The 16,253-nt window shown below is 64.3% G+C and carries 16 protein-coding genes and 1 pseudogene; 7 read left to right on the top strand and 10 right to left on the bottom strand.

The features are described 5' to 3' along the window. From EN853_RS29690 to EN853_RS29665, 6 genes are all read left to right on the top strand, one after another. The gene (locus EN853_RS29690; RefSeq protein WP_127862622.1) at positions 1–732 is read left to right on the top strand and encodes an MBL fold metallo-hydrolase; all 732 of its coding nucleotides are present in this window, start codon (positions 1–3) and stop codon (positions 730–732) included. A gap of 186 nt (positions 733–918) precedes the next feature. Next, on the top strand, positions 919–2,466 hold the full coding sequence (locus EN853_RS29685; RefSeq protein ID WP_127862607.1) for a DegQ family serine endoprotease: 1,548 nt from the start codon (positions 919–921) through the stop codon (positions 2,464–2,466). Between the two features lie 216 nt (positions 2,467–2,682). After that, positions 2,683–3,294, top strand: coding sequence for a molybdopterin-dependent oxidoreductase (locus tag EN853_RS29680; protein ID WP_127862608.1), 612 nt, complete (start codon positions 2,683–2,685; stop codon positions 3,292–3,294). Between the two features lie 24 nt (positions 3,295–3,318). Next, entirely contained in the window at positions 3,319–4,065 is a 747-nt protein-coding gene (locus tag EN853_RS29675; protein WP_127862609.1) for a ferredoxin reductase, read from the top strand. Positions 4,066–4,536: 471 nt separating this feature from the next. Further along, positions 4,537–4,740, top strand: coding sequence for a DUF680 domain-containing protein (locus EN853_RS29670; RefSeq protein WP_127862610.1), 204 nt, complete (start codon positions 4,537–4,539; stop codon positions 4,738–4,740). 155 nt (positions 4,741–4,895) lie between these two features. Next, the gene (locus tag EN853_RS29665) at positions 4,896–5,126 is read left to right on the top strand and encodes a DUF680 domain-containing protein (protein ID WP_127862611.1); all 231 of its coding nucleotides are present in this window, start codon (positions 4,896–4,898) and stop codon (positions 5,124–5,126) included. Positions 5,127–5,237: 111 nt separating this feature from the next. Here EN853_RS29665 and ugpC read toward each other — a convergent pair whose 3' ends face one another. From ugpC to EN853_RS35170, 6 genes are all read right to left on the bottom strand, one after another. Next, a complete protein-coding gene (ugpC, locus tag EN853_RS29660) occupies positions 5,238–6,350 on the bottom strand; it encodes a sn-glycerol-3-phosphate ABC transporter ATP-binding protein UgpC (RefSeq protein WP_127862612.1) in 1,113 nt (370 codons plus the stop codon). A gap of 35 nt (positions 6,351–6,385) precedes the next feature. Beyond that, positions 6,386–8,050, bottom strand: coding sequence for an alpha-glucosidase (locus EN853_RS29655; RefSeq protein ID WP_127862613.1), 1,665 nt, complete (start codon positions 8,048–8,050; stop codon positions 6,386–6,388). 4 nt (positions 8,051–8,054) lie between these two features. Next, on the bottom strand, positions 8,055–9,209 hold the full coding sequence (locus EN853_RS29650; RefSeq protein WP_127862614.1) for a carbohydrate ABC transporter permease: 1,155 nt from the start codon (positions 9,207–9,209) through the stop codon (positions 8,055–8,057). Position 9,210: 1 nt separating this feature from the next. After that, on the bottom strand, positions 9,211–10,224 hold the full coding sequence (locus tag EN853_RS29645) for a sugar ABC transporter permease (RefSeq protein ID WP_127862615.1): 1,014 nt from the start codon (positions 10,222–10,224) through the stop codon (positions 9,211–9,213). 181 nt (positions 10,225–10,405) lie between these two features. Further along, positions 10,406–11,761, bottom strand: a complete 1,356-nt coding sequence (locus EN853_RS29640; RefSeq protein ID WP_127862616.1) for an ABC transporter substrate-binding protein — start codon at positions 11,759–11,761, stop codon at positions 10,406–10,408. A 184-nt stretch (positions 11,762–11,945) separates the two neighbouring features. Further along, complete coding sequence (locus tag EN853_RS35170) at positions 11,946–12,077, bottom strand: hypothetical protein (protein ID WP_281061517.1); 132 nt, start codon at positions 12,075–12,077, stop codon at positions 11,946–11,948. Between the two features lie 44 nt (positions 12,078–12,121). Between EN853_RS35170 and EN853_RS29635 the strand changes: the two genes are divergently transcribed. Further along, the gene (locus EN853_RS29635) at positions 12,122–13,141 is read left to right on the top strand and encodes a substrate-binding domain-containing protein (protein WP_127862617.1); all 1,020 of its coding nucleotides are present in this window, start codon (positions 12,122–12,124) and stop codon (positions 13,139–13,141) included. 151 nt (positions 13,142–13,292) lie between these two features. Here EN853_RS29635 and EN853_RS29630 read toward each other — a convergent pair whose 3' ends face one another. From EN853_RS29630 to EN853_RS35375, 4 genes and pseudogenes are all read right to left on the bottom strand, one after another. After that, entirely contained in the window at positions 13,293–14,735 is a 1,443-nt protein-coding gene (locus EN853_RS29630) for a S8 family serine peptidase (RefSeq protein ID WP_127862618.1), read from the bottom strand. Continuing rightward, positions 14,725–15,393: an anti-sigma factor gene (locus EN853_RS29625; protein ID WP_127862619.1), complete on the bottom strand. Its 669-nt coding sequence runs from the start codon at positions 15,391–15,393 to the stop codon at positions 14,725–14,727. The genes EN853_RS29630 and EN853_RS29625 overlap by 11 nt, the downstream gene beginning before the upstream one ends. Continuing rightward, positions 15,390–15,956, bottom strand: coding sequence for a sigma-70 family RNA polymerase sigma factor (locus EN853_RS29620; protein ID WP_127862620.1), 567 nt, complete (start codon positions 15,954–15,956; stop codon positions 15,390–15,392). Before EN853_RS29620 ends, EN853_RS29625 begins: the two co-directional genes overlap by 4 nt. A gap of 193 nt (positions 15,957–16,149) precedes the next feature. Beyond that, positions 16,150–16,253: pseudogene (locus EN853_RS35375) on the bottom strand (IS110 family transposase); the annotation flags it as partial.

The raw sequence follows: 16,253 nt of genomic DNA, 5'->3' as shown, positions 1-16,253 counted from the left end.
ATGGGCGACTGGTTCGGCAGGGCCGTCGTCGATGCCCGGACGACGATGCTGACCGAGCCGTTCGTGCATGATTTCGTGCGCGCCAACATGTGGCATCTCAAGGGCCGGGACGCCGACCTGCTGGTCGATACCGGCATGGGCATCTGCCCGCTGGCGCCCGAGGTCGACACGCCGGTTGGCAAGCCGCTCATCGTCGTCGCCACCCACATCCATCTCGATCATGTCGGCTCGCTGCACGAGTTTCCGTTGCGCATGGGGCCGAAGGTCAGTGCGGCGCGGTTCGACGGAATGGATGATGCCGTCACCTACGCCTACATGTTCCACAATCTCGATGGCGCCGTGTCCAAATTGCCGGCGCCCGGCTGGAGGGCGGCCGACTACCGGATTCCGCCGGCGCCGCTGACGCGAACGCTCGACGAAGGCGACGTCGTCGATCTCGGTGACCGGAAATTCCGCGTGCTGCATCTGCCCGGGCATTCGCCGGATTCGATCGCGCTTTTCGACGAGGCCGATGGCCTGTTCTTCGCCGGCGACGCCATCTATGACGGCATGCTGATCGACGATCTGCCGGATTCGGACCGCGCCGCCTATTGCCGCACCATGCAGCGCCTGCTCGCCCTGCCGATCCGCATCGGCCATGGCGGCCACGGCCCGAGTTTCGACCGCTTGAGGATGCGCGAGATCGCGTCTTCCTATCTGCGCCGCAGGGAGCGGTTCGTGAGCGGCCTCTGAATTAAATCTTCGTAAGGTTACCCCAAAACCCTAATTCGGGCAGATCCACACCCTAGATGCTTGCCTGTCGATGCGGCCGGCTGCCATGCACGGCGAGACAGGCAAATCCGGTCGTCGACACGCCGACGCAGTTGTTCCTCCAACAACCCGCGGCGCCGGATCAACGCTCGCCCGGACAGAACGACCATGTCACCATTTGGCATTCTTCGCAGACATCGCGTCGCCGCCCTGCTGGGCGCTGCGCTGATCATCTCCCCCGTCGTCGTGTCTTTCGCGCAGAACTCCGGCAACGCCGGCCTGAGCAACGTTGTCGCCACGACGCAGACACCGGTCGCCGGCATCACCGCCCCGAACGGCTCGTTCGCGCCGATCGTGGCCACCGCCAAGCCGGCCGTCGTGACCGTGACGACCGTCATGAAGGCGCAGACCGGTCCGACGGGCGATGGCTTGCCCTTCGACGGCAATTCGCCCTTCGACCAGTATTTCCAGCAGTTCTTCGGCGACCAGGGCATCCCGATGCCGAAGACGCCGCCGCAGCAGCAGCCGCAGCGGCAGGAAGCTCTGGGTTCCGGCTTCATCGTCGGTTCCGATGGCACCATCGTCACCAACAATCACGTCGTCGACGGCGCGACCTCGATCAAGGTGACGCTCGATGACGGCACCGAGCTCCCGGCCAAGCTCGTCGGCCACGACGCCAAGAACGATCTGGCGGTGCTCAAGATCAAGGCGAGCAAGCCGCTGCCGACCGTCAAATGGGGCGATTCGGACAGGCTGATGACCGGCGACCAGGTGCTGGCGATCGGCAATCCGTTCGGCATCGGCACCACGGTCACCGCCGGCATCGTCTCGGCGCGCGGCCGCGACCTGCACAGCGGGCCGTTCGACGACTTCATCCAGATCGACGCGCCGATCAACCACGGCAATTCCGGCGGCCCGCTGGTCGACGTCAACGGCAATGTCGTGGGCATCGACACCGCGATCTATTCGCCCAACGGCGGCAGCGTCGGCGTCGGCTTCGCCATCCCGTCGAATCAGGCCGAGAAGGTCGTCGCCAAGCTGATGAAGGGCGACAACATCGAATACGGCTACCTCGGCGTGCAGATCCAGCCGGTGACGCAGGACGTCGCCAGTGCCATCGGCCTCGATCATGCGGGCGGCGCGCTGGTCGCCGCGGTCACCGACGGGTCGCCGGCGGCCAAGGCTGGCATCGAGACCGGCGACGTCATCACCGGCTTCGCCGGCCAGGAGATCAAGGATCCCAAGGATCTGTCGCGCGCAGTCGCCGATGTATCGCCCGGCAACAAGGAAACGCTGGATGTCTGGCGCAACGGTAAGACGATGCAGATCTCGGCCGATGTCGGCCGCAACACCGACGACCAGAAGACCGCGTTTAACAGCGAGGGTGGCAAGCCATCGGCCGGTGAGGGCCTGCGCGTGCCGTCGCTCGGCCTTGGCCTGACGGATCTGACGCCAGATGTCCGTGACCAGCTCAACCTCGCCGACAACCAGCGCGGCGCCTTGGTCGAGCGCGTCAACCCGGACAAGGCGGCCTCCGTCGCCGGCATCGAGCCAGGTGATGTCATCGTCGCCGTCGACCGCACGCCGGTGAAGAGCGCAAGGCAGGCCAACCAGGCGATCGCCGCGGCCGGAAAGTCCGGTAGGAAGTCGGTGCTTTTGCTGGTCGATCGCGGCGACGCGCAGCTATTCGTCGCTGTGCCTTTCGCCGCCGGCTGAAACCGACAAGGTCCTGCCGGCAGGAGCAATTCCAGGAAAAGAACGTCGCGGTTTTCCGTCAGGAATTGCGCAGAAAAGAAGCCTGGAGCGGATCAGCGATCCGGTCAAAGCGGAACCGCTCCAGGCGGCAGGGCCGCCACCAAGATTTCTGTTGCCCGCCGGAACGTCTTCGAGAACAGTGCCGGGATCTGCCAAACCCAGCGCAAGGGCATCCCTATGGTCACCCGCGGCTTCTTTTCCGGACGGCGTCCTCCTTCGGACACGGACGAGCGCATCCCTCCGGGGCAGTATCTGGAGCAGGGTTTTCCGGTGCTCTCGGCAGGGCCGACGCCGCGCGTGCGCAGCGAGGACTGGTCCTTCACGCTCAAGCATGGGCCAAAGCCGGTCAAGAAATGGAACTGGGCCGAGTTCAACGCCCTGCCGCAGAGCAAGATGACCCGCGACATCCATTGCGTGACGGCATGGACCAAGTTCAACACGCCCTGGCAAGGGGTGCTGATCGACGACATCTTCGCCGATGCCGGCATCGAGCCGCCGACCGCCTTCACGCTAGCCCTCTCCTTCGACGGCTATTCCACCAATGTGCCAACGGCGGACCTTGTTACCGGCAAGGCGATGGTGGCGCTGCTTTACGAGGGCAAGCCCATCACCCCAGACCATGGTGGACCGGCGCGGCTTCTGGTGCCGCATCTCTATTTCTGGAAGTCGGCCAAATGGGTGAACGGTCTGCAATTCACCGAGCGCGACGAGCCGGGCTTCTGGGAGCTGCGCGGCTACCATATGTATGGCGACCCGTGGCGCGAGCAGCGCTATTCAAGTGATCCGTAAGGGACGACCCGTGATGGGCGACCCATGAACGCCGGACCGCAGCCGCAGTCGCCGTGGCAGGCGGCCACGATCGCCCGCATCGAAAAGCGCACGCCGCGCGTCACCAGCTTCTGGTTCCGGCCGTCGCGCCCGTTCACCCATCTGGCGGGGCAGCATGTCGACATCAGGCTGACGGCTCCGGACGGCTATCAGGCGCGCCGTTCCTATTCTATCGCCTCGGCGCCAGAGGCGGGCGCCGGCATTGAGTTGGCGATCGAGCGGCTCGACGACGGCGAGGTGTCGCCCTTCTTCCACGATGTGGCGGAGGTCGGCGACGAGATCGAGTTGCGCGGACCGCTCGGCGGCCATTTCATCTGGGAAGCAAGCGAGGGCGGGCCGATCCTCCTGGTCGGCGGCGGCTCCGGCGTCGTGCCGCTGATGGCGATGGTGCGCCATCGCACCTTGCAAAAATCGGCCGCTCCGGTCGCGCTGGTATTCTCGGCGCGGGTCTGGGACGAGGTGATCTTCCGCGACGAGTTGATCGACCTCGACGACCGCCGCGACGGCTTCGAATTTGTGCTGACGCTGACGCGCGAGCAGGCCCGGCGCCCCGCAGACTCCTCCCGGCGCGTCGACGCCCGGATGATGGTGCAGGCCATGGAGCGGCTGCCGAAGGCGCCCCGGCTCGCCTATGTCTGCGGCTCGAACGCGTTCGTCTCGGCCGCCGCTGAAGCCCTGATCGAGGCCGGCGTTCCGGCCGGGCTCATCCGCACCGAGCGCTACGGGGTGTGAACGCGCGCGACCTCTCCTGACTGGAAGAAGGTCGCCAGAACGAGCTGGAAGGGCAGCGCTCATAGCCGCGACGGCCTGGACCCGAGGCTGGCAAGGCACTCGAATCAGGGTCGCGATCAGCCTCGAGATGGTTAAATAGTATCGAAAAGTGACTATTAGAAGATTCTAAAATCGAACCGAACGGTTCGTTTCTGTTGACGGTGCGTGCAGGATGGGGTGAACATTGGCGCTCGGACACACTTGGTGAGCCAACACATGAATGAGATAAGAGGTTGATTTTCATTATTAAAATTAAGGTAGTAGGAGCAGTTGGCACAATTTCAAGATGTGGATTCATGGTCCAGGCGGAACAACTTCGTGATTGGAATCCGGCAGTCGGCTCACCCACATCGGGGCGGTCCGAACGACGCGATTTTCATTCCCAAGACACGCCGCTAGACGGACGGAAATAAAGATACTGGAGTACCAAAAATGAAAAAGATTGTTCTCACTGCCGCCGCCCTTCTGGCCATTTCCGGCAGCGCCTTCGCAGGTAGCGACAACTATGGTTCGAACGGTGCCAATCAGCCGGCTGCCGCCGTCGATACCTCCTACACGGCTTCGACCAAGTCGGATGCTGCTGCACAGAAGCCTGTCACCCAGGGCGCCGACCGCAACCTCTTCGGCAACAACTAACAGCCGGACCCGACCATGATCCGGAAATGAGGGGCCATGGTTCGACAGGAGACAGACGGCGGGGCCTCCCGCCGTCTCCAATGCATGTCGCCCAAAAGTGTGCAGCGGTTTTGGGAAAAGGCATGCATCAGATTAAGAATTCAGGAGTAATTGAAATGAAGAAGATTGTTCTTGCCACTGCGGCCGTTTTGGCCCTTTCCAGCGCCGCTTTCGCGAGCAGCGACAACTATGGCAACAGCGGCGTCAACCAGCCGGCTCCCGCCGTCGACACGACCCGCACCTCGTCGACCGGCACCGACTCGCCGGTCTACAAGCTGCTGAACTCGTCGAATGATGCGCAGAAGTCGGCCCCGCAAGGCAGCGACCGCAACCTCTTCGGCCGCTAGAGCAATTCCAGGTTTTCCGTCCGGAATTGCGTAGCCGCAGGCAGTTGAAAAAAGGGCGGCGGGCTCAGCCCGCCGCCCTTTTTTATTTGCCGGAGCTGAAGGACGCCGTCCTCAGGCCGCCTTCGCCTCGGCGCGATGCAGCGTGAAGGAGTGGCCGTCCGCGTCGAAGATGTGCAGGTCGCCCGCGCTGGCGTTGAGCCGCAAGGTCTCGCCGCGCTTGACCTCGACATTGCCCGGCAGCTTGGCCACCAGCGGCAGGTCGGCGCGGCCGATATCGACATAGACGAGCTGCACCTCGCCGAGCTGCTCGATGTAATCCACCTTGCCTTCGAACAGGTAGTCCGCGCCGGTGGCGATCGCGAGATCCTCCGGCCTGACCCCGAAGCTCACCGCGGCACCATGCGCCGAGGCCGGCGTTGCGATCGGCACGGTCGCCTTGCGGTCGCCGACATGGCTGACCACGGTCGGGTTGCCGGCCTTCTCGATCTTCGCCGGCAGGATGTTCATCGCCGGCGAGCCGATGAACTGGGCGACGAACAGATTGCCCGGCCGCTTGTAGAGCTCCATCGGCGTGCCGACCTGCTCGACGACACCTTCCTTCAACACCACGATGCGGTCCGCCAGCGTCATCGCCTCGACCTGGTCGTGCGTGACGTAGATCATCGTGGTGTTCGGCATCGATTCCTTGAGCTTGGCGATCTCGATGCGGGTGGCGACGCGCAACGCGGCATCGAGGTTCGACAGCGGTTCGTCGAACAGGAACACTTTCGGATTGCGCACGATGGCGCGGCCGATGGCGACGCGCTGGCGCTGGCCGCCCGACATCGCCTTGGGCAGGCGGTCGAGATATTTGGTGAGCTGCAGGATGTCGGCCGCCTGGCGCACGCGCTTGTCGATCTCGGCCTTGCTTTCCTTGCCGATCTTCATCGAGAAGGCCATGTTGTCGTAGACCGTCATATGCGGATAGAGCGCATAGGACTGGAACACCATGGCGATGCCGCGCTTCGACGGCGGCACGTCATTCACCACCTCGCCATCGATCTGGAGCACGCCCGAAGTGATCTCCTCCAGGCCGGCGATCGACCTCAGCAAGGTCGACTTGCCGCAGCCCGACGGCCCGACGAAGACGATGAACTCGCCCGATTTGATGTCGAGGTCGATGCCGTGGAGAATGTTGAGGTTGCCGTATGATTTCTTCACCTGGTTCAGCGTGACATCGGCCATGTTTTCTTCCTCCCAGTGATTGTCTGTCGCAAGACTCAGTCGATCCGCCCGAACCAGGCGCCATAGCCGCCGAGGCGGATGGGCCCGGTGCCAGCTTGTCCCGAAAAGCCATGTCCCGGCAAGGGCTGCGGCGAGCCTTTGCCGAGATCGACCTCGGCGGGCTTGCTGCCGAGGTTGAAGACGCAGGCGATGCGCTCATTGCCTTCGCGCCGCGTGAAGGCGACGGTGTCGCCGTCGCTTTCGATGAAGTCGATGTCGCCCTTGGTCAGCGCGGGGTGCTGGCGCCGGAAGGCGAGGAAGCGCCGGTAATGTTCGAGCAGCGAGTTCGGATCGCCCTGCTGCACGTTCACCGCTTGCGGGAGATGCTTGGCCGGCACCGGCAGCCAGGGCTTGGCGGCCGAAAAGCCGCCGTTCTTGGCCGCCGCTTCCCACACCATCGGCGTGCGGCAGCCGTCGCGGCCCTTGAACTCGGGCCAGAAGCGGATGCCGTAGGGATCCTGCAGGTCCTCGAACGTGAGCTCAGCCTCGCCGAGACCGAGCTCCTCGCCCTGATAGATGCAGACGGAACCGCGCAGCGACATCAACAGCGCCGAGATCACCTTGAGATAGGCTGTCGGGTCGGCCTCGTCGGCGGCCCAGCGCGAGGCCGGGCGCATCACGTCGTGGTTGGAGAAGGCCCAGCACGACCAGCCGTCGCTGGCGACCCGGCCGAACGCCTCCAGCACCGCGCGCACCTTGGCGGCGCTGATCTTCTCCGGCGCCAGGAAGTCGAAGGAATAGCACATGTGGACGCGTTTTGCGCCCGCCGTGTAGGCGGCCACCACTTCCAGCCCGCGCTGCGAGTCGCCGACCTCGCCGACGGCGGCCTGCGCCGGATATTCGTCGAGCAGCGCGCGGAAACGCTCGAGGAAGTCGAGGTTTTCCGGCCGGCTCTTGTCGTAGATGTGGTCCTGGTAATTGTAGGGGTTGACCGCGGGCGCGGTCTGGTCGTTGCGCTCTTCCGGCGGCAGCGGCGGGTTGTCCTCCAGCCCCAGGCTGTAGAAGTAGAAATTGATGGTGTCGAGGCGGAAGCCGTCGACGCCGCGCTCCAGCCAGAAGCGCGTGACCTCGAGCAGCGCGTCCTGCACTTCGCTGTTGTGGAAGTTGAGGTCCGGCTGCTCGGCCAGGAAATTGTGCATGTAGTATTGCTGGCGGCTGGTGTCCCACTGCCAGGCCGAGCCGCCGAAGATCGACAGCCAGTTGTTGGGCGGCGTGCCGTCCGGCCTTGCGTCCGCCCAGACATACCAGTCCGCCTTCGGATTGGTCCGGCTGGAGCGGCTTTCCTTGAACCAGGGATGGATGTCGGCCGTGTGCGACAGCACCTCGTCGATCATCACCTTGAGGCCCAGCCGATGCGCCTCCGCCACCAGCGCGTCGAAATCAGCCAGCGTACCGAACATCGGGTCGACATCGCAATAGTCCGACACGTCGTAGCCGAAATCCTTCATCGGCGATTTGAAGAAGGGCGAGATCCAGATGGCGTCGACGCCGAGCGAGGCGATGTAGGGCAGTCGCCGCACAATGCCTTTCAGGTCGCCGATGCCGTCGTCGTTCGAGTCCTGATAGGAACGCGGATAGATCTGGTAGATCACCGCGCCCCGCCACCAGTCGCGGTCGATCGCGGGGTCAGGTCTCGAAGTCGCCTTCAAAGCCGATTGCATTTTCTCAACCTCCTTTCACCGAGCCGGCAAGCAGCCCGCGGACGAAATAGCGCTGCAGCGAGAAGAACACGATCAGCGGCACGATGATGGTCACGAAGGCCGATGTCGTCAGGATCTCCCAGTCGCCGCCGCGCGAGCCGAGCAGCGCGTTGAGCTTGGCCGTCAGCACGATCTGGTCGGCCTCCGTGCCAAGGAAAACCATCGCCACCAGAAGATCGTTCCATACCCACAGGAACTGGAAGATGGCGAAGGAGGCAAGCACCGGGAACGACAGCGGCAGCACGATCTTGACGAAGATCTCGAAGTCGCTGGCGCCGTCGATGCGGGCAGACTCCATGATCTCGCGCGGCAGGCCGGCAATGTAGCTCCTGAGCAGGTAGATAGCGAAGGGCAGGCCGAACCCGGTATGCGCCAGCCAGATGCCGAGATAGGTCTTCGACGGCACGCCGAAGAAGGAGCCGACGCCGTTGTAGAGCTTCAAGAGCGGGATCAGCGACATCTGCAGCGGCACGACCAGCAGGCCGATGATGACGGCGATCAGCAGCGCCCGCCCGGGAAAGCGCATCCAGGCCAGCGCGTAGGCCGCGAAGGCTGCGATCAGGATCGGGATGACGGTCGAGGGGATGGTGACCGTCAGCGAGTTCATGAAGGAGCGGCCGATGCCTTCGGAGAACAGCACCGTCTGGTAATTGTCGGTGGTGAATTTCGGTGGCGCGGACGAAGCGAAATAGACTCGCTGGCCGCGCTCGCCCTCGAAAGCCTTCGGCGAGGAGAGAACGAAGCTGCCGTCGGCATTCATCAGCAGGCTGACGCCGTCGCCGAGATCGGCCGCGGTGCCGGCCGCATATTGCGTCGGCGCCGACGACTTGACGCCGAAGGCGCTGATATTGCGCTTGGCGCCGTCGCCGAAGATGTTGCCCTCGATGACAAATTTGCCGTCCTTCTGCGCCTGCGCCGAAGCGGCCGGCAGCCGTCCGGCTTCGGTCTGGCTGGAACTGGCGAAGGAATTCCACCAGCCCGAGGCGATGATCTGGTCTTTGTCGCGCAGCGACGAGACGAGGATGCCGAGCGTGGGCACAGTCCAGATCGCCACGAAGACGAGCACGGCGATATGGACGCCGAAGCGGCTGGCAAAGGACTTTCCGGTCTTGGCGGTCATCTCAATGCCCTCCCGTCTCTTTGTTGGCCTGGCGGATGTTCCAGACCATGATCGGAATGACGGCGATCATGATGATGATGGCGATCGTGGCGCCGCGGCCGAAGTCGCCGCCGCCGCGGAACATCCAGTCGAACATCAGATTGGCGAGCACCTGGCTGTTCCATTGGCCGTTGGTCATCGTCAGCACGATGTCGAACACCTTCAGCACCAGGATGGTGATGGTGGTCCAGACGACCGCGATGGTGCCCCAGATCTGCGGCACCATGATCTTCCAGAAGATCTGGAACGGGTTGGCGCCGTCGATGACCGCGGCTTCCAGGGTCTCTTCCGGAATGCCGCGCAGTGCCGACGACAGGATCACCATGGCAAAGCCGGTCTGGATCCAGATCAGGATGACCATCAGGAAGAAGTTGTTCCAGAAGGGCAGTGATATCCACACCTGCGGCTGGCCGCCGAAATACTGGATGATGGCGTTGAGCAGGCCGATCTGGACCTGGCCTTCGCCGCGATACTCGTAGATGAACTTCCAGATCACGCTGGCGCCGACGAAGGAGATCGCCAGCGGCAGGAAGATCAGGCTCTTGGCGATCGTGCCCCACCAGATCTTGTCGGTGAGCACGGCGATGATCAGCCCGAGGAAAGTGCATGCAGCAGGCACCACGGCGAGCCAGACGATGTTGTTGAGGATCGAATTGCGGAACTCGCGATCGCCGAACGCCCATTCGTAGTTGGCGAGGCCGACGAAGCTCGCGCCGCCGCGGTCGAGGAAGGACAGCCTTAGCGTCTCGACGACCGGATAGATCAGGTAGATGGTGAGGATGATCATCGCCGGTCCGACGAACAGCCACGGCCGCACCAGCCCTTGCCGGCGCAGATTGTCGACGGCAGCGGTGCCGGAGACGCCGCGCGATGGGAAGATGACGTCGAGCAGTTTGTTGGCGCCCCAGAAATAGGCGACACAGCCGCCGACGCCGACGATGATGACGAATATGGCCGAGAAAATCTGAGCCGCCATGGGTCCCTCTCCCTGCGCATGACCGGCCAGGCAAATGCTGGCGATCGGATGCACCGACTTTCGGTTATTCGGAACAAACGAGACGCGAAGGCTTCCGGCGGATGCCGCCGGTCGGATCCGGGCCATGGCCCGGATCCAGTAGGAGGATCAGCAAGTCTGATGCTTCGCCGCTATGGGCGGCTTACTTGATGGCATCCCAGCTCTTCTGAATGTCGGTGGCGACGTCCTGGGCGGACTTGCCGCCGACCAGGTCGATCATGCCGGTCCAGAAGGAGCCGGCGCCGATCTTGCCGGGCATCAGGTCCGAGCCGTCGAAGCGGAAGGTCGAGGCGTTGGCCAGGATGTCGCCCTGCTTCTTCAGCGCCTCGCTGGCATAGGCTTCCTTGTTCACCGACTTGTAGGGCGTCACGAAGCCGCCCTGGGCCATCCAGATCTCATGCGCCAGCGGCATCTTGAGGAAGTCGATGAAGGCGCGCGCACCCTTGGAGTCCTTGGTGATCATCACCAGCGTGCCGGCGCCGAGCACGGGCGTGCCGAGATCCGGCTTGGAAGCATAGGGCGGATAGTAGAAGAAGTCGGCGTCCTGACCGATCTTGGTGCCCTGCGGGAAGAAGGTCGGGATGAACGATGCCTGCTTGTGCATGTAGCATTTCGGCGGCACCGAGAAGAGGCCTTTCGGGCTGTCGCGGAAGTCGGTCGCCGCCACCGCCTTGGCGCCGCCATCGACCATCTTGTCGTCGGTAGCGATCTTGCCGAAGATGTCGATGGCGTTGACCACGGCCGGGTCGTTGAACGGGATCTCGTTCTTCACCCACTTGTCGTAGACGTCGGGCGCCTGGGTCCTGAGCATGATGTCCTCGACCCAGTCGGTCGCCGGCCAGCCGGTGGCGCCGCCCGAGCCAAGCCCGATGCACCAGGGCTTGCCGCCATCGGCGATGATCTTCTTCTCGAGGTCGGCGAGTTCTTCCTGCGTCTTCGGCACCTTGTAGCCGGCTTCCTCGAAATTGTCCGGCGAATACCAGACCAGCGATTTCACGTCGGCCTTGTAGGGGAAGGCGAAGAAGCCGGGCTTGCCGTCCTTGTCCTTGAAGGTGCCGAGATCGACCCATGACTGGCCGGCGCCGTAATTGTCCTTCACCCATTTGGCGGTGTCGTCGCCGAGCGGGGTGAGCAGGCCCTTGGAGGCCAGGTCCTGGATGAGGCCGGGCTGCGGCAGCACGGCGATGTTGGGCGGGCTGCCGGCCTGGGTGTCGATGACGATCTGTTGTTCGTAATTCTCGGACGAGGAGTATTTGATCTCGGCGCCGGTGGCTTCCTGGAAATATTCGAGCACGGTGCGCACCAGGCCCTCGTCCTCGCCGCGCCACGGCCCGAAGATGGTCAGCGTCTCGCCCTTGAGGTCGACTTTCTTGAGCTCGTCGTAGTTCGCCCAGTGGAAGCGCGGGTCCTCGCCCGGCTTGAACTTCAATTCGGCTTGCGCCGGCAGGCTGAAAGCGAGCGCGGCGAAAGCGGCGCCCAAGAGAAGCATTTTCTTCATCGCAATTCCTCCCAGTGGTCAAACAGTTCGGACGAAACCTCCATCTCGTCCGCCGACGCCCGCAGAACTGTGACTCAGCGAAAAGGCAACCGCAACCTTCCGGAGAGCCTTCCAAAGCGCTTTGGCTTTTTCGATCTCGCCATTGAATTAACCGGAAGTCAAGAGGGTTGCAGTACTAATCGATTTAAAATTCCTCCTGGTCAGCCAGAAAGTGCGCTGCAGCATGCTTTTTTGGCGCTGCAGCAGCAATTTTTACTTCAAACTGCATTGAGCCGTCACTAAAGTCATTATGTCTGACGCCATCGCCAGCAATCATCGGATCGATTCAAATTTAAAGCGCTTTGAGGCTGGAGGCCTCCGATGAACCTCAAGCAACTCTCGCATATGCTGTCGCTCTCCCAGACCACGGTGAGCCGGGCGCTCAACGGCTACCCGGAGGTCAACGAGGAAACGCGGCGGCGCGTGATGGATGCCGCCAAGCGCCACGGCTATCGCCCGAACCCCAGCGCACGGCGGCTGGCCACCGGCAAGTCGGGCATGATCGGCTATGTGCTGCCGACCGGCAATGCCGTCGACATCGATCCGCATTTCGTCGAGTTCCTTTCCGGCCTCGGCGACTATGCCCGCTCGCACGAGCTCGACCTCGTGCTCTCGCCGGCCGATGCCGACGACCAGGAAACCACCTATCGCCGTATCGTCGCCAACCGGCAGGTCGACGCCGTCTACATCTCCTCGCCCCGCCCCGCCGACCGACGCCTGGCGCTGGTCAACACGCTGGGCATCCCCTTCATCGTCCATGGCCGCAGCGAGGGGTTCGAGTTCGACTATCCCTATCTCGACATCGACAATGAGGGCGCCTTCCACGAGGCGGCCAGGCTGCTCGTCCAGCTCGGCCACCAGCGGCTGGCGCTGATCAACGGCGACGACCGCGAGACTTTCGCCATCCACCGCGAGCGCGGCGTGCGCCGGGCGCTTGTCGCGAGCGGCCTGGCGCTCGGCGAGCGCCACATCTGCTCGGCGACCATGACCGAGGAAAACGGCTACCGCGCCGCCCGCCGCCTGCTCGAAGAGAGCGAGGCGCCGACGGCGATCGTCTGCTCCAGTCTCATCATGGCGCTGGGCGTCGTGCGCGCCGTGCGCGATCTCGGCCTCACCATTCCGGGCGATCTGTCGCTGGTCGCCCATGACGACGTCTTCCCCTGGCTGCGGCCGGAAAATTTCCCGGTGCCGCTGTCGACGACGCGCTCCTCGATCCGGCTTGCGGGAGCGCGCGTCGCCGAGCGTTTGGCCGCGCGCATATCGGGGCTCGAAGAGAGGGCTCGCGGCGAGGTCTGGCCGGTTGATCTGGTGGTGAGGGGATCGGTTGCCGGGGCGCCTTAGCCTATGCGCTATTCGGGTGAGGCCGGCCTCCAAATGGCGGCAGCCTGTGCTTCCGGTGCTCACGTACTTTAGTACGCTCCGCTCCGGTTCTCGGCAGCCACCATTTTCGACGCGGCCTGACCCGAATCCCGCATAGCCTGGTAGGGCGCGATTATTCCTTCGCCGCTCCAGCCGCCTTTATATCCAGCAACCCATAGCCGAAATCATTGTCCCGCCCTTTCGGGCCGAGATCCTTGGCCGTGGCGGCGAGCGCCTTCTCGATATCGTCGGCCGAGCGGTCGGGCGCGGCGTGGATCAGATTGGCAATGGCGCCGCTGACGATCGCGGCGGCGAATGAGGTGCCGGTCACCACATCCGAGCCGGCACCGCTCGGCGCCACCATCTCCACGCCCGGCGCGGAGATGAAGACGTAGGCGCCGCGATTGGCTTGCGGCATCAGCCCGTCCTTGGCGTCGGTGGCGGTGACCGCGATCACGCCGTCGAAGGCGGCGGGATAGCCATAGGGCGCCTTCGGCCCGTTGTTGCCGGCCGCCGCCACCAGCACCATGCCGAGCGCGCGCGCATTGCGGCAGGCGGTGCCGAGCAGGTCGTTCTTGGGGCCGACGAAACTCATATTGATGATGCGCACATCCTGCTCGGCCGCCCAGTCGAGCGCCGAAAGGATGACGTCCATTGTGGATTTGCCGCCCTCGAAAGCGCGCGCATGATAGATCCTGGCGCCCGGCGCCATGCCTTCCAGCGCGCCGATGCCTGCGATCAGCCCGTCGACCGAGGTGCCGTGGTCGCGCTTCTCGATAGGCACGTTCGGCATGGCGTCGAACTGATTGGCGATCACGCCCTTCAGCGCCGGATTGGTGGCGTCGATGCCGGTATCGATGACGGCGACGCGGACATTCTCGCCGCTCGCGTTCCTGGCATCGAGCGCGATGCGGTCGAAGGCATAGTTCACGATGCCGGCGGCCTGCTGCAGCGAATAGATGTGGTTAGGCTCGCGCCGTTGCGTGCGGCCGTCGGCGGCAAGCTGCGCCAGGACCACGCCGACCGGTCGCCCGTCGGGAATGCCGTAGCGCACCAGCGTGGTGCCGAGCAGCCGCGACTGGCGCTCAGACCGCACCTGCAGGCCGAAGAAATTGGCGATCTGCTGCACGGCGCCGGCATCGCCAGCGACCGTGACCAGCACCTCGTCGGGCACGAACTCGCCGCTGACCGCACGCGGCGGCGCTGCGAGATTGAGCCCGGCAGGGGGTGTGACAGGTCCGCTTGGCGCTGGAGCGGGTGGGGGCGTGTTCGTCGGGCCGCCAGTCTGCGCTGCTCCGTTCGACGGGTTTGCCGGTGCAGGGCTGGCCGGCGGGTTCGGGAACAGGTCGACGATCAGCGCCGGCAGGAACACGGCGGCGCTGCCTGTGCCCGACTTGTCGCCGCCGTTCTTGTCGCCGCCGTTCTTGTCGCAATCGGCGCCGGCCGCGGTCGTGCGGTTGAGGCAGTCGACCTGTTTTTGCGAAAGGCTCGGGTCGTTGGTCTGCGCAAGGGCGGGCGCGGCGACAAATGCCGCCGCAAGGAGCGCCGCATGAAGAATGACCGCCTTAGCCGCCATCGACCGGTTTCCTTCCCTGCACCACAGCATCCGCGAAAGGCTGGGCGGCAATAAGGCCGACAAGCTTGTCGTATTCGGTCGCGGTGCTGGCCGGGATCGTCACGTGAAACACGCCGTCGGCGGTCGGCCCTCCCGCGACCTTCAGCCCGTTCTGGCCGAGGAAGGCGGCGATGTCCGACATTTTGGCATCCGGCTTGAACTTCACCAGGGCGAAGGGGAGCTTCGCCAGGTCATCCTCGGCGCCCGCGATCTCGAAGTCATTGCCCTTGCCGCCCGGCTGCTCGAAGGACTGCACCACGACCAGCGCCAGCAGCGCCGCGGCCGCAGCCCAGGCGACGCCGGCAGGCATTGCCGTGACGCGGCCGAAGATCTTCGTCAGCCACGATTGGCCGGCACTCGCGCGCGCCGGGCCGGCCTCGGCGTCGAGCGCCCTGGCGAAGCGGGAGAGCGCATCGGCCGGCGGGCGGATCGCCTCGTTGGCGGCGGCGGTGCCGGAAAATTCGGCCTCGGCTTCGCCAAGGGCTGCCATCGCCGCCGGATCGGACGCAAGCCATTCCTCGACGGCCTCGAGCTCGGCGCCTTCCAGCGAGCCGTTCAGGTAGAACGGCAGCAGCGTCTCCATCTCGTCGCGGCGCGACATCTTTTCAGCGGCGCTCATGGCCACCCCCTGTCGTAACCGGCGGCCTTGAGCGCCTCGCCGAGCTTCTTGCGGGCGTAGAACATCCTGGTCTTCACCGTCGCGACCGGGATGCTGAGCACCTCGCCGATCTCGGTCACCGACTGTCCATGGTAATAGGCAAGATCGATCACCGTGCGGTGTTCTTCCGGCAAGGCATCGACGAAGCGGCGCAAGGCGGCGGCCTTGTCCTCCTTCATAGTGACGACCTCCGGCGTGTCGGCGCTGTCGGGCACCTGCGCCGCGTCGTCATCGTCGATCCAGTCTTCCTTCTTCTTGCGCAGCAGGGACAACGCCTTGAAACGGGCGATGCCGAGCAGCCAGGTCGAGACTTCGGAGCGGCCTTCGAAGCCCGGCGCCTGCCGCCACAGTTCGAGGAAGACCTCATTTGCGATATCGTCGGCCATCATTTCCGATCCCGTCTGGCGCGCCACGAAGCGGTAGATCCGCGCGTGGTGACGCATGAACAGGAGCCGCACGGCAGCCCGGTCGCCCTTCGCGACCCGGTCTACAAGCGCGCGATCGGTTTCCGTCGCCGCGTTCATGGCCGGTCGAGCCGCCTGGCTCCTCGTGGCTCTGTCGCTGATCGGTCCAAAAAGGTTCATCCTCCGCCAAGGAATTTTCGGAAGCTAGCCGAAGAAAGGAAGCGTTGCCAGAGGTCTGGACTTCCCTTCCCCCCTTGTGAGGGAAGGTGGATCGGCGCGCAGCGCCGAAACGGATGAGCGACTATCTGAGGTGTCAAGTTGCATTTGCGAACTCGCTGCGCGCGTCGCGTGCTTTTGCATTGAGAATGACGAGCAGCTTGCGGGCGAGCGCGATACGGATGACCATTTTCTCCTTGC

Source organism: Mesorhizobium sp. M1C.F.Ca.ET.210.01.1.1 (assembly GCF_004791585.1).
Taxonomy (GTDB): Bacteria; Pseudomonadota; Alphaproteobacteria; order Rhizobiales; family Rhizobiaceae; genus Mesorhizobium.
The sequence above is the reverse complement of the archived record's forward strand: the minus strand, read 5'-3'. Positions and strand labels throughout refer to the sequence as shown.

What these genes read in the sequence shown, in the direction of transcription:
- EN853_RS29690 (WP_127862622.1), top strand. Translation starts at nt 1, where the DNA reads ATGGGCGACTGGTTCGGCAGGGCCGTCGTCGATGCCCGGACGACGATG.
- EN853_RS29685 (WP_127862607.1), top strand. Translation starts at nt 919, where the DNA reads ATGTCACCATTTGGCATTCTTCGCAGACATCGCGTCGCCGCCCTGCTG.
- EN853_RS29680 (WP_127862608.1), top strand. Translation starts at nt 2,683, where the DNA reads ATGGTCACCCGCGGCTTCTTTTCCGGACGGCGTCCTCCTTCGGACACG.
- EN853_RS29675 (WP_127862609.1), top strand. Translation starts at nt 3,319, where the DNA reads ATGAACGCCGGACCGCAGCCGCAGTCGCCGTGGCAGGCGGCCACGATC.
- EN853_RS29670 (WP_127862610.1), top strand. Translation starts at nt 4,537, where the DNA reads ATGAAAAAGATTGTTCTCACTGCCGCCGCCCTTCTGGCCATTTCCGGC.
- EN853_RS29665 (WP_127862611.1), top strand. Translation starts at nt 4,896, where the DNA reads ATGAAGAAGATTGTTCTTGCCACTGCGGCCGTTTTGGCCCTTTCCAGC.
- ugpC (WP_127862612.1), bottom strand. Translation starts at nt 6,350, where the DNA reads ATGGCCGATGTCACGCTGAACCAGGTGAAGAAATCATACGGCAACCTC.
- EN853_RS29655 (WP_127862613.1), bottom strand. Translation starts at nt 8,050, where the DNA reads ATGCAATCGGCTTTGAAGGCGACTTCGAGACCTGACCCCGCGATCGAC.
- EN853_RS29650 (WP_127862614.1), bottom strand. Translation starts at nt 9,209, where the DNA reads ATGACCGCCAAGACCGGAAAGTCCTTTGCCAGCCGCTTCGGCGTCCAT.
- EN853_RS29645 (WP_127862615.1), bottom strand. Translation starts at nt 10,224, where the DNA reads ATGGCGGCTCAGATTTTCTCGGCCATATTCGTCATCATCGTCGGCGTC.
- EN853_RS29640 (WP_127862616.1), bottom strand. Translation starts at nt 11,761, where the DNA reads ATGAAGAAAATGCTTCTCTTGGGCGCCGCTTTCGCCGCGCTCGCTTTC.
- EN853_RS35170 (WP_281061517.1), bottom strand. Translation starts at nt 12,077, where the DNA reads ATGATTGCTGGCGATGGCGTCAGACATAATGACTTTAGTGACGGCTCA.
- EN853_RS29635 (WP_127862617.1), top strand. Translation starts at nt 12,122, where the DNA reads ATGAACCTCAAGCAACTCTCGCATATGCTGTCGCTCTCCCAGACCACG.
- EN853_RS29630 (WP_127862618.1), bottom strand. Translation starts at nt 14,735, where the DNA reads ATGGCGGCTAAGGCGGTCATTCTTCATGCGGCGCTCCTTGCGGCGGCA.
- EN853_RS29625 (WP_127862619.1), bottom strand. Translation starts at nt 15,393, where the DNA reads ATGAGCGCCGCTGAAAAGATGTCGCGCCGCGACGAGATGGAGACGCTG.
- EN853_RS29620 (WP_127862620.1), bottom strand. Translation starts at nt 15,956, where the DNA reads ATGAACGCGGCGACGGAAACCGATCGCGCGCTTGTAGACCGGGTCGCG.